General features: G+C 62.5%; 9 protein-coding genes. 4 read left to right on the top strand and 5 right to left on the bottom strand.

The annotated features are described in order from the left end of the window. Positions 1-33: 33 nt before the first annotated feature. A complete protein-coding gene (locus SBA_RS18160) occupies positions 34-714 on the bottom strand; it encodes a L,D-transpeptidase family protein (RefSeq protein WP_261935418.1) in 681 nt (226 codons plus the stop codon). A 367-nt stretch (positions 715-1081) separates the two neighbouring features. Between SBA_RS18160 and ilvD the strand changes: the two genes are divergently transcribed. After that, positions 1082-2932: a dihydroxy-acid dehydratase gene (gene ilvD, locus SBA_RS18165; RefSeq protein WP_261935419.1), complete on the top strand. Its 1851-nt coding sequence runs from the start codon at positions 1082-1084 to the stop codon at positions 2930-2932. A gap of 93 nt (positions 2933-3025) precedes the next feature. On the opposite strand, the gene SBA_RS18170 is transcribed toward ilvD, so the two are convergent. Both SBA_RS18170 and SBA_RS18175 read right to left on the bottom strand, forming a co-directional pair. Beyond that, the gene (locus SBA_RS18170; RefSeq protein ID WP_261935420.1) at positions 3026-5038 is read right to left on the bottom strand and encodes a hybrid sensor histidine kinase/response regulator; all 2013 of its coding nucleotides are present in this window, start codon (positions 5036-5038) and stop codon (positions 3026-3028) included. Further along, positions 5035-6531 (bottom strand): ATPase domain-containing protein, encoded by a 1497-nt coding sequence (locus tag SBA_RS18175; protein ID WP_261935421.1) that lies wholly within the window; start codon positions 6529-6531, stop codon positions 5035-5037. The genes SBA_RS18170 and SBA_RS18175 overlap by 4 nt, the downstream gene beginning before the upstream one ends. 284 nt (positions 6532-6815) lie before the next feature. Here SBA_RS18175 and SBA_RS18180 point away from each other — a divergent pair, with 284 nt between their 5' ends. After that, on the top strand, positions 6816-7817 hold the full coding sequence (locus tag SBA_RS18180; protein ID WP_390902355.1) for a rod shape-determining protein: 1002 nt from the start codon (positions 6816-6818) through the stop codon (positions 7815-7817). Positions 7818-7862: 45 nt separating this feature from the next. On the opposite strand, the gene SBA_RS18185 is transcribed toward SBA_RS18180, so the two are convergent. Next, positions 7863-8753, bottom strand: a complete 891-nt coding sequence (locus SBA_RS18185) for a phosphotransferase family protein (RefSeq protein ID WP_261935423.1) — start codon at positions 8751-8753, stop codon at positions 7863-7865. 284 nt (positions 8754-9037) lie between these two features. Next, entirely contained in the window at positions 9038-9457 is a 420-nt protein-coding gene (locus SBA_RS25315; RefSeq protein ID WP_390902465.1) for a hypothetical protein, read from the bottom strand. Here SBA_RS25315 and SBA_RS18190 point away from each other — a divergent pair. Both SBA_RS18190 and SBA_RS18195 read left to right on the top strand, forming a co-directional pair. Continuing rightward, the gene (locus SBA_RS18190) at positions 9416-10303 is read left to right on the top strand and encodes a glycosyltransferase family 4 protein (RefSeq protein ID WP_390902463.1); all 888 of its coding nucleotides are present in this window, start codon (positions 9416-9418) and stop codon (positions 10301-10303) included. The genes SBA_RS25315 and SBA_RS18190 overlap by 42 nt on opposite strands. Before the next feature lie 88 nt (positions 10304-10391). Then, positions 10392-11648: a polysaccharide biosynthesis/export family protein gene (locus SBA_RS18195; protein WP_261935425.1), complete on the top strand. Its 1257-nt coding sequence runs from the start codon at positions 10392-10394 to the stop codon at positions 11646-11648. The last annotated feature ends 126 nt before the right edge of the window (positions 11649-11774 follow it).

The following is an 11774-nucleotide window of genomic DNA, read 5'->3' on the forward strand; positions in this document are numbered from 1 at the left end:
CTGTTCAAACGCCCGCGACAGGCACGGTACGCCCTACCCCCGCACCATCCCGAAAATCGCCGGATCGACTTCCAGCCTCGGCACACCGCCCGCATCGTCACGCGCTGGCGGAGGCAGCATCATCCGCTCGCTCCGCGCCGGCCCGAACGTCACCACTTGGCTCCCCGGATCGCCCAGCACCAGCGCATCATATTGCAGCGCCGCAGTCAGCCGCGCCTGCGTCACCTCCACCAGCGTCCCCATCTTTGTCAGCGCGAAAAGGTCGCGGGCAAAGGCATAGGGCAGGCGGATGCAGCCGTGGCTGGCGGGATAGCCCGGATTATGCCCGGCATGGAGCGCGATCCCATCCCAGGTCAGCCGCTGCATATAGGGCATGGGCGCATTGCTGTAGAGGTTGGAGCGGTGCCATTGCCGCTTTTGCAGGATCGGATAGTCGCCGGTCGGGGTGCGATGCCCCTTCATTCCCGTCGATACGCTGGCGAGCCCGATCAACTGGTCGCCGCTATAGACATGGATCATCTGTTTTTCGATGCTGATGACCATGTAGATCGGGCCGTCCCACGGCCCCTGCCCCAGCCAGCGATAGCCGCCCGGCGCCAACTGCTGCGCGCCGCCCTGCGACTGGGCGGGCGCTGCGGCGGGCATCGCCAGCGCCATTGCGCCGGCCAGGGCGAGGGGGCGCAGCATGGACAGGCGAAGACGAACGGCGGGCATAAGCATTTCTTAACCATGATATTCGCCAGCGCCAGCATGCAGTTTGGCGGGCACGCGCTGTGATCCCATCATGGGACATCGGCCACCGCGCGCGACACCGCTGTCCTACAGTCCCGCAAGCTGATAGAGGAAAGGTAGCAAGCCATTGAAAGGCATGAATTTTATGGAAAAACACTCACAGGCGACATGCATCATCTTCGTGAAGTTCCGGTCCAGCCGCGCACCCCGCCGCCCGCAACAAAATGACGCGGCCATAGCCGCCAACATGCGCAAAGCCTGACATGGGCGGCCAAAGGGAATAATATGTTTCGCTGACCGCCCCCAGCCTGTAAGGGGTCCGCTTCCACCGCCTTGAAGGACCGTTGCAATGCCCGCCTACCGCTCCCGCACCACCACCCACGGCCGCAACATGGCGGGCGCGCGCGGGCTTTGGCGCGCGACGGGCATGAAGGACGAGGATTTCGGCAAGCCGATCATCGCCATTGCCAATTCATTCACCCAGTTCGTGCCGGGCCATGTCCATCTGAAGGATCTGGGCCAGCTTGTCGCGCGGGAGATCGAGGCCGCGGGCGGCGTCGCCAAGGAATTCAACACCATCGCCGTCGATGACGGCATCGCCATGGGCCATGGCGGGATGCTCTATTCGCTGCCCAGTCGCGACCTCATCGCCGACAGCGTCGAATATATGGTCAACGCCCATTGCGCCGACGCGATCGTCTGCATCTCCAACTGCGACAAGATCACGCCCGGCATGTTGATGGCCGCCATGCGCCTCAATATCCCCGTCGTCTTCGTGTCGGGCGGGCCGATGGAAGCGGGCAAGGCCACCGTGCGCGGCAAGAAGGTCGCGCTCGACCTGGTCGACGCGATGGTCGTCGCCGCCGACGAAAATTACACTGACGAAGAAGTGCAGACGATCGAGCGTTCCGCCTGCCCGACCTGCGGCAGTTGTTCGGGCATGTTCACCGCCAATTCGATGAACTGCCTGACCGAAGCCCTGGGCCTCTCGCTGCCGGGCAACGGTTCCACGCTGGCCACCCATGCGGACCGCGAACGGCTGTTCCGCGAAGCCGGTCATGTCATCGTCGACATCACCAAGCGCTATTATGAACAGGACGACGAGAGCGTCCTGCCGCGCAGCATCGCCAATTTCGCCGCGTTCGAAAACGCCATGAGCCTCGACATCGCCATGGGCGGGTCGTCCAACACCGTGCTGCACCTGCTCGCTGCCGCCTATGAAGGCGGGATCGACTTCACCATGGCCGACATCGACCGTCTGTCGCGCCGCGTGCCGTGCCTGTGCAAGGTCGCGCCCGCCAAGAACGACGTCCATATGGAGGACGTCCATCGCGCCGGCGGCATCATGGCGATCCTGGGCGAACTGGAGCGCGCCGGCCTGATCGACGCCAGCCTGCCGACCGTCCATGCGCCGACCATGGCCGCCGCGCTCGCGCGCTGGGACATCGGTCGCACCAATAGCGAGGACGTGCGCAACTTCTACCGCGCCGCGCCCGGCGGCGTGCCGACCCAAACCGCATTCAGCCAGTCGAAGCGCTGGGAAGAGCTGGACACCGACCGCGAAAAGGGCGTGATCCGCTCGGCCGACCATGCCTTCTCCAAGGATGGCGGCCTGGCCGTGCTGTTCGGCAACCTCGCGCCCGAAGGCTGCATCGTCAAGACAGCGGGCGTGGACGAGAGCATCCTCGTCTTCCACGGCACCGCGCGCGTCTATGAAAGCCAGGACGCGGCGGTCGCGGGCATCCTGGGCAACGAAGTCAAGGAAAAGGACGTCGTCGTCATCCGCTATGAAGGGCCAAAGGGCGGTCCCGGCATGCAGGAAATGCTCTACCCGACCAGCTATCTGAAGTCGAAGGGACTGGGCAAGGCCTGCGCGCTCATCACCGACGGCCGCTTTTCCGGCGGCACGTCGGGCCTGTCGATCGGCCATGTCTCGCCGGAAGCGGCCGAAGGCGGCCTGATCGCACTGGTCCAGACCGGCGATCCGATCGTGATCGACATCCCGGCCCGCGTCATCAAGGTCGACCTGGACGACGCCCTGCTGGCCGAGCGCCGCGCGGAAATGGAATCGCGGGGGGCGAAGGCCTGGAAGCCCTTCGGCCGCAAGCGCGAAGTCTCGCCTGCCCTGCGCGCCTATGCCGCAATGACCACCAACGCCGCCAAAGGCGCGGTCCGCGACGTCAGCCAGATCGAGCGCTGATCCGATCACCAGGTCCGTCGCGGTCGACAGGCGCGGCGGACCTGGGCGCTCGGCCGGGTAGGGACCGGCAAATTGCGGATGCAACCCATGTCCTCATAACTGGGCCAGGCAATTGGCGAGATCGCTTTGCTTGAACGGCTTGGTCAGGCGCGGCAAATCGGGCGAGATGCCCTTTCCTTCCGCATAGCCCGACACGACGAGCACACGCATACCGGGCCGCAACTCCCGCAGCTTCGTGGCAAGATCGGTACCCGTTATGCCCGGCATCAGATGATCGGTAACAAGCAGGTCTATCTCGTCGGACCCATGCATCAACCTGAGCGCTTCCTCGCCTGAATGCGCTTCCACGACCGTATATCCCAATTCGCTGAGCATGTGCGCCGTACTGGCGCGCACCAGATCCTCGTCATCCACCACCAGCGCGATCCCGCAATCGCGATGGCTGTCGTCGATCTCCAGCGGCGCCGACGCCTGTTCGGGGCGCGCATCCGTTGCCGGCAGCCACAGGTCGATGCGCGTACCCCGCCCCACCAGGCTGTCGATGGACAGGCCGCCGCCCAGTTGCGCGGCGAGGCCGTGGACCATGGAAAGGCCAAGGCCGGTCCCCTGCCCGACGCCCTTGGTCGTGAAAAACGGCTCCACAGCTTTAGCGATCGTGTCCGCATCCATCCCGGACCCGGTGTCGGTCACGCTCAGCCGCACATAGGCGCCCGGCCGCAATCGCGCCGCATTGCCGGGCTTGATCTGGTCCGGTGCCGCACCGATCGTCAGGGTTCCGCCATCGGGCATCGCATCGCGCGCGTTCACCGCCAGATTGAGGAGCGCCATCTCGATCTGGTTCGCGTCCGCCTTGGCCGGCGGCAGCGGATCGGCGATGTCTATCGCTACCCTGATCCGCGGCCCACAGGTGCTGGCGACCAGATCGAACAGATTTCCCACCAGATTGCCGATGTCGATCGCGGTCGCCTGCAACGGCTGGCGCCGGGCGAAGGCCAGCAACCGCTGCACCAGCGTGCGTGCGCGATCGGCCGACTGGACCGCCCCTTCGATCAACTTGCGTTCCCGTTCGGTGCCAACCCCGCGCCGCAGCAACAGGTCGAGGCTGCCCACGATCGGCGTGAGGAGGTTGTTGAAGTCGTGCGCAACACCACCCGTCAATTGCCCCATCGATTCCAGCTTCTGCGACTGGCGGAGCGCTTCCTGTGTACGTTCGAGCGCCTCGGTGCGCTCTACGACGCGCTCCTCCAGCGTTTCGTTGAGGCCCCTCAGCCGCTCCTCGCTCTCGCGCAGCGCCAGCTCCATCTGCCGCCGTTCGGAAATATCGTTGAACAGGACCGCGACCCGTCCGGCGTCCGGATCGCCGACCCGAAATGCATAGACATCGTACCAGATATTTCCCAGCGCCTCGGCATGCTGCTCGAAACGCACGCGCTCGCCAGTCCTGGCAACGGCGCCATAGACGTCGAACCAGTGCTGCTCATGACCGGACACCATGGACCGCATCGTCCGACCCACGGCCCCCTGCAACCCGGTCTGGCGCTCGAAGGCGGGATTGGCCTCCACGAACATATAATCGATCGGGCGTCCGTCCGCGTCGAAGACCATGTCGATGATGCAGAAGCCTGCATCGATCGATTCGAACAGCGATCGATATTTATCCGCGCCGCGATGCAGTTCCTCCAGCCGCGAACGTGCCTCATATTGACGCCGCCGGCCCCGCAGCGCCGACTGGGCGAGACTGACCATGGTCGTGGGGTGGAAGGGCCGCTCCAGAAAGGTGACGTTGCCGAGCATGTCCAAAAACCGCTTGGCCGCCGGGTTGCGTTCGAGGCCGCCGCCCTTCTGGGTCAGCAGCACGAACGGAAAATCGGACCATTCCGGCTGCGCTTCCAGCCAGAGCGCGAGCGGATTGAGATTGGCCGTCCGCAGGCCTTCTTCGGTAAGGAGCGCGAAACCCGCTCCCCGTTCCAGCTCGCCGACAAGATCTCGCAATGCGTTGACGACCGTCGACCCCAACCCCGCATCGGTCAGGATCGACGCCGCAATAGCAGCGTCGCGCCCATGGGGCGCCAGGATGATCGCGCGTTCGGAGAAATGTGGGCTCACCGAGCCTCGTCTTCCAGCAAGGGAGTCGCGCCCTGTCCGCCGACGAAATTGGGCACGCCCCGCAACACGCCCTGAAAGCCGATCAATGGTTCGCCCAGACGAATGCCATAGCTGCCGATGCGGAACTCACGGATCGTATCCTCATGCGCACCTGTGCGCTTCTTGATGATCGAAATGGCGCGCCGCACGCGCCCGGAAGCCTCGAAATAACGTAGCAGCACTACGGTGTCGGCCAGATAGGTCACGTCGACAGGCGCTTTCATGTCACCGACCAGGCCGTGCTGCGCCACTGTCAGGAAGGTCGTCGCCCCCTGTCGGTTCAGATATTGCAGCAATTCGTGCATGTGCAGGACCAAAGCATTCTCTTCCGGCATCGCCGCCTGATACCCGTTCAGGCTGTCGATGATGATCGTACGGACCTTGTGCTGTTCGACACAGGTACGCACGCGTTGGGAGAACTCCCCAGGGGACAATTCGGCCGCATCCACCTGTTCGATGAAGAGATTGCCGCTATCGACCATGGCCTGCATGTCGATGCCCAGCCCGATCGCGCGGTTGAACAACAGGCCGATTTCTTCGTCGAACACGAACATCGCCGCCCGTTCGCCGCGCGCAATCGCCGCCGCGACGAAGATGAGGGCAAGCAACGACTTGCCGGTCCCGGCCGGACCCAGGACCAGGACGCTCGATCCCCGTTCAATCCCCCCGCCCAGCAGCGCGTCCAGTGCGGGCGAATCGCTCCGCAACACGTCGCGCACGAACTCCGTCTTATGTTCAGCCGACACCAGCCTGGGAAAGACCCGTACGCCGCCGGTATCGATGATGAAATCGTGGAAACCGCCGCGGAACCGGCGCCCTCTATATTTGATGACGCGCAGCCGCCGCCGCTCGGGCCCATATTCTGGGGACAATTCTTCCAGGCGGATCACGCCATGCGCGACGCTATGGACCGTCTTGTCGGCAACGTCGGCGGTCAGGTCGTCCAGCATCAGCACCGTAGCGTTCTGCGTCGAGAAGAAATGCTTGAGCGCGAGGATCTGACGGCGGTAGCGCAGCGAACTCTGCGCGAGCAGGCGAATTTCCGACAGGCTGTCCAGCACGACCCGGTCGGGCTTCACCCTCTCGAACATTTCGAAGATACGCCGCGTGGTCTCCCCCAATTCCAGGTCGGACGAATAGAGCAGGCTTTGTTGCTGGTCCTCGTCCAGCAGACTTTCGGGCGGGACCAGTTCGAAAAGGTCGATACCGGTGAGATCCCAGCCGTGCGACTGTGCGCTGTCGCGCATTTCGTCTTCCGTCTCAGACAGCGTGACATAGAGGCATTTTTCGCCACGCATCGCGCCTTCCATCAGGAACTGGGTGGCGATCGTCGTCTTGCCGGTCCCCGGGCTGCCTTCCAGCAGGAAGACCCGGCCGCGCGTCAATCCACCCGCCAGGATATCGTCCAGGCCCCCAACACCGATGAGAGCAGGTACGGTGGCAGCGTGGGTCATGCTCTTGTTCCTTGTAGTTCCACAGGCTCATCGAGCTAACACAGCCGCCTTGCCGGCAAAATCGATCTCAGCCTGATCCATATCAAGAACAACGCAAACCCCGTTTATTTCCTGCGGAGCCCGGCCCATTTCAACAACGCCCCTCTCTCCACTCCGGTGACCCCGACAATCAGGCAATCCGCCGTGCCGCCATTGTATCGCGACCCGAGCGCCCCATAGCGGCCCGACTGCCATTCCCTGAGGATTAGATGTTTAGACGATTATTCGGTTCCTCCGCTCATGATATGGCGATCGACCTCGGCACCGTGAACACAGTCATCCATGTGCGTGATCGCGGCATCGTCCTCAACGAACCGTCCGTGATTGCGATCGAGACCATCGCCGGAGTGCGCCGTGTGAAGGTGGTGGGGAATGAGGCCAAGCCCATGATGGGCAAGACCCCATCCAACATCCAGGCGATCCGCCCGCTGCGCGACGGCGTCATCGCCGACATCGATGTGGCCGAGCAGATGATCAAACATTTCATGGCGAAGGCGGTCGGCTCCGCGGGCCGATTCAGCCGGCGTCACGAGGTGGTCATCTGCGTGCCATCCGGCTCCACCATGGTGGAGCGGCGCGCCATCCAGGTCGCGACGATGCAGGCGGGTGCGACCCGGGTGCAATTGATCGACGAGCCGATGGCTGCGGCGATCGGCGCTGGCCTGCCCGTCACCGAACCGCGCGGCGCCATGGTGGTGGACATAGGCGGCGGAACCACCGAGGTCGCCGTTCTGTCGCTGCAAGGCATCGCATATAGCAATTCCGTCCGCATGGGGGGCGACAAGCTGGACGATGCGATCACCTCTCATGTGCGACGCCATCACAATCTGATGATTGGCGAAATGACCGCGGAGCGCGTCAAACATGCGATCGGGTCGGCGGTGCTGCCGATCGATCAGGGGCGCACGATGCAGGTCAAGGGACGCGATCTGGTGAATGGCCGCCCGGCTGAAATCACGATCAGCGAGTTGGAGATCGCAGAAGCCTTGATCGAGGGCGTAGGCCAGATCAAGCAGGCCGTCATGTCCGCGCTTGAACAGACGGCGCCGGAATTGTCGGCCGACATCATAGAGGAAGGCATCACTTTAACCGGAGGAGGCGCTCTGCTGGGTCATCTCGACCAGGCGCTGTCGGAGCAGACCGGCCTGCCGGTCAGGGTCGCGGACGATGCTCTGATCTGCGTGGCCATGGGTGCAGGCAGGGCGCTGGAGGACGCGGCCTATAGCGGCGTGCTGACGACGGCATAAGCGGACCTCTCGCCCCTTACCCGCCGCGCTACCGCAGCGATCCTGTCAATTGCCTGGGAACGACTTCCCGTCGCTTCCCGTGGATGCTCGCCATCGAAGTTCGGCCAGCTCGACCGGTGGAAGGCCGACGCGCTGCGCCGATTGATTGGCATATTGCAGGAATCGCTTGGCCCGTTTCGGGACACCGACACGCAGCCATGCCAACGCCACGATCGGGCGCCATGCCGCAAGCCTTTCCGGCGGCACGTCACCTATGCCCCGATAGGCTCGCTGACATGCTCTTGTTGCCCAATCACGCCATATGCCAACGACCAGCCCCGTCGGTCCGACACCAAAGCGCATGAGCATGTCCATGCGCACCAGATCGGCGGCCGGATCCCCCCTAGCCGCCTTCGACCAATCGACCAGTATCAGCGCCTCATCCGCCAGCATGACATTGCCGATGTGCAAATCCCCATGGAGCAGGCGATCCCCGTCGGGCAGGGACTCAAGATATTCAATAGCGGGCAACTTCACACGGTCCGGCAGGGGGCCGTGCAGCATGTCGGTGCGGCATACGTCCTTGAAACTTCGCAAACCGTCCGGGACAACCATATGCATCTGCCGGCATAGCATCATCCAGCGTCGCAAAAGGCGTTCGCCCCGCAATGGGCGCCGACGCAATTCATCGGCCATGCTGACGCCATGGACGCGCGGATACAAAATGGCCCGCGCGCCGTCATATCGTACAAAATCGAGTGCAGCAGGCACCGGCAGCCCGGCCCGCGCCGCCAATCGCGACGCGAAAGCCTCACGCTCTATCATCGAATCGGCCGCCTGATCGTCGAACAGCTTCAATACATGATCCGTACCCAGTGCGAGCAACTGCCCACTCGCGCCCCGCGCGATCGTGGCAAGCGATGGATCGCCGACCGGGTCCAGACCGATGTCCGCCAATCTATGGAACTGCATCAAATGCGCTTAAGAGCCAAATGTTCGCACGACGTCGCAATCCCGATTTCACTGCCGCGCGCTCCAATCCAGCCCGGTCGATCGAACTCAAACCATAGGCGATCGGTTCGCAACCGCATCATAGCGCGCATATACTTCATCACCTCATCCATGCTCCTGCGGCAAGCGGATTGCGGAAAAGTCCCGATCTGCCTAAAGTCATGGGCGACACCGACCGGATAACCCATATGCCACGCATCTGCGATGCTCAATCGTCGGATCAAACAATCTCATAAGCGAGAAGTCATGCATTTCATTTGTGCGGCGGCCTTCCGGCCGATTTTAGCATGAGGCTTCTGGTCGATGGTTTCAATATGGCGCTCCGCAAAGGAACCGGCATAGCGTCCTATGGCCGCAGTTTCCTGCAAGCGGCCCATGATCTGGGCCACAGAACCGAATTGCTGTTGGGAGAAAGCCTGACGGACGCGCCAACGCCGACCGCCCGGAAAATCATCGACTATCTCATGTCGCCTCTCGGCCATCGACCTCGCTCGATATCGCGCGACGACCTGTCGATTGGGTTGCAGGCTCTTTCCCCGGCCGTCGACGCTTACTGGAACAAAGCGCGCCTTTTCCGGGCCGCTCGCGGCGCCTTCCGACGGACTGGCCTGTTCACCCCGGTAAGAATGCCGGGTGTGGACGTCGCGCATTGGACCTACCCCCTGCCTCTGTTCGTTCCGGGCGCGCGAAACATCTATACCATTCATGATATCGTCCCGATCAAATTTCCCGCAATGTCCTCCGGCAGCGAGGATTATCTGCGCACCTGCCACGCCATCACAAAGCGGGCAGACCATATTTTGACCGTGTCCGAGGCGTCTCGCACCGACCTCATCGAACATTTCGCCCTCGATCCGGAACGCATTTCCAACAGCTATCAGGCGCTGAGTGCCTGGCATGGGATTGCGACGGAAGAGAACGAAACCATCGACCGGCTGCTGGGCCGCTGGCAGTTGACGGATCGAGGCTATTTCCTGTTCTTCGGCGCCATAGAGCCGAAAAAGAATGTCGCACGCCTGCTTGAGGCATTCGTGACGTCAGAAAGCGAAGCCCCTTTGGTCCTCGTTTCAGGCGGGGGGTGGGACAATGCAACGGAACGGGCGATGCTGGAGCGATTGATGGTGGCAGGCGCGCATCCGCGCATCATCCTCATCGACTATCTGCCGCGCAGCGAGCTTGCGCACATCATCCGACATGCACGCGCTACGATTTTCCCCAGTCTCTACGAAGGCTTCGGGCTTCCCGCCCTCGAATCCATGGCGATGGGAACCCCGGTCATCACATCCGATCGGGGGGCGCTGCCGGAAATCGTCGGGGATGCGGCACTGCTCATCGACCCGCTGTCCGTAGGATCGATCAGCGACGCCATACGGCGTATCAATAACGATGCAGTGCTGAGGGATAGTTTGAAATACAAGGGCGTACAGCGCGCCCAGCTTTTCTCGATGGATGCCTATCGTGTGCGGATAGGAAAGCTTTTCGAGCGATGGAGCTGATACGATTTGGCCTTTCACCCGAACCGAGGAGCGCGTAACTAGGGAGCGGCCAATTTGCTTTGGACATATTCATATTGGGGATCCCGTTTTGATCATCTACCCTACCGGCATAGCGACCTGCGCGCGCCTGCCCCTGATTATGGCGCTTACCCTATCGACTTTCGCGACGACGGGCTGCAGTTCCTTCAGCGCCATGGGACCATCGAGCCGCGATGTCGTCCATGCGGCACAGGCGCCGGATGGAGCGCAGGTCTATCTGATCGATCTTACGAAGGACAATGTGAATTCGGCGCAGAACGCCATGAATGGTGCAGGCTTTGCCGACACGATGGGCGGCGCCCTGCCCGTTGGAACCATCATTCATGCCGGCGATGTACTGAGCATAGCAATCTGGGAAGCTCCGCCCGCCGTTCTTTTCAACGCCACCCCATCCTCAACCCGCAGCATCGGGGAAGGATCGGCGCTGGCGCAAGGCAATGGCAGCAGCACGGCCCGCCAGTCCAGCTTTCCCGATCAGGTCGTCATTTCCGACGGCACGATCTCCGTGCCATTCGCCGGCCAGATTCCGGTGGAAGGACGAACCACACGACAGGTTGCGAATGAAATTGCCCGTCGCCTCCGGGGGAAAGCGCATATGCCCCAGGTGGAAGTCGCATTTTCGCGCAACGCGTCTGCCACCGCAACAATGGTGGGGGAATTCGAGAATAACGGCGTCATCCCGCTGACCGCAAAGGGTGAGCGGGTGCTGGACGCCATCGCCCTGAGCGGCGGCACCAAGCAGCCCATAAACAAGACCACCATCCAGATCACACGAGCCGGGGTCGCCAGATCTCTACCGCTGGAAACGATCATTCGCGACCCCCGCCAGAATGTCGTCCTCGCGCCCGGCGATATCATGTCTGCCTATTTCCAGCCGCTCAGCTTCACCGCCTTGGGCGCAATCGGTCAGAGCAGGGAGGTATCGTTCGAATCCACCGGCCTCAGTCTGATCGAGGCATTGGGTCGTGTGGGCGGCCTTCACGAAGATAAGGCCAATCCTGCTGGCGCTTTCCTGTTCCGCTTCGAAGACGCGCGTGCTCTCGGTTTAGACCCTGCCAATCCAGTCCGCCAAACGGAAAAAGGTCCGGTGCGGGTTGCTGTGGATGCGCAAGGACGAGTGGGCGTCATCTATCGCGTGAATTTACGTGATCCGGCAACATTCTTTGCCGCGCAGAACTTCGCGATGCGCGACAAGGACATCCTGTATGTGTCCAATGCGCCGATCGTCGATGTACAAAAATTCGTCGGCATTATCTCTTCGACGATCTTCCCGATCATTTCCCTCAATAACGCCATCACCAGATAACGCCGGCAACGGCATTGTCGAAACAGAAGGAGCGGGACCGGCATAGACATGCCAGTCCCGTTCCTTCTGTCTCATTCTTGCGCTTCACTCGAGAGCGCAGCGGGGGCGTCGAATCGGCCCTTGCGC

Origin of the sequence: Sphingomonas bisphenolicum (assembly GCF_024349785.1) — a bacterium.
In the GTDB taxonomy this organism is placed as follows: domain Bacteria; phylum Pseudomonadota; class Alphaproteobacteria; order Sphingomonadales; family Sphingomonadaceae; genus Sphingobium; species Sphingobium bisphenolicum.

Excerpts from the sequence above, each read along its gene's own strand:
- SBA_RS18160 (WP_261935418.1), bottom strand. The coding sequence starts at position 714 with ATGCCCGCCGTTCGTCTTCGCCTGTCCATGCTGCGCCCCCTCGCCCTG.
- ilvD (WP_261935419.1), top strand. The coding sequence starts at position 1,082 with ATGCCCGCCTACCGCTCCCGCACCACCACCCACGGCCGCAACATGGCG.
- SBA_RS18175 (WP_261935421.1), bottom strand. The coding sequence starts at position 6,531 with ATGACCCACGCTGCCACCGTACCTGCTCTCATCGGTGTTGGGGGCCTG.
- SBA_RS18180 (WP_390902355.1), top strand. The coding sequence starts at position 6,816 with ATGGCGATCGACCTCGGCACCGTGAACACAGTCATCCATGTGCGTGAT.
- SBA_RS25315 (WP_390902465.1), bottom strand. The coding sequence starts at position 9,457 with ATGCGCGACGTCCACACCCGGCATTCTTACCGGGGTGAACAGGCCAGT.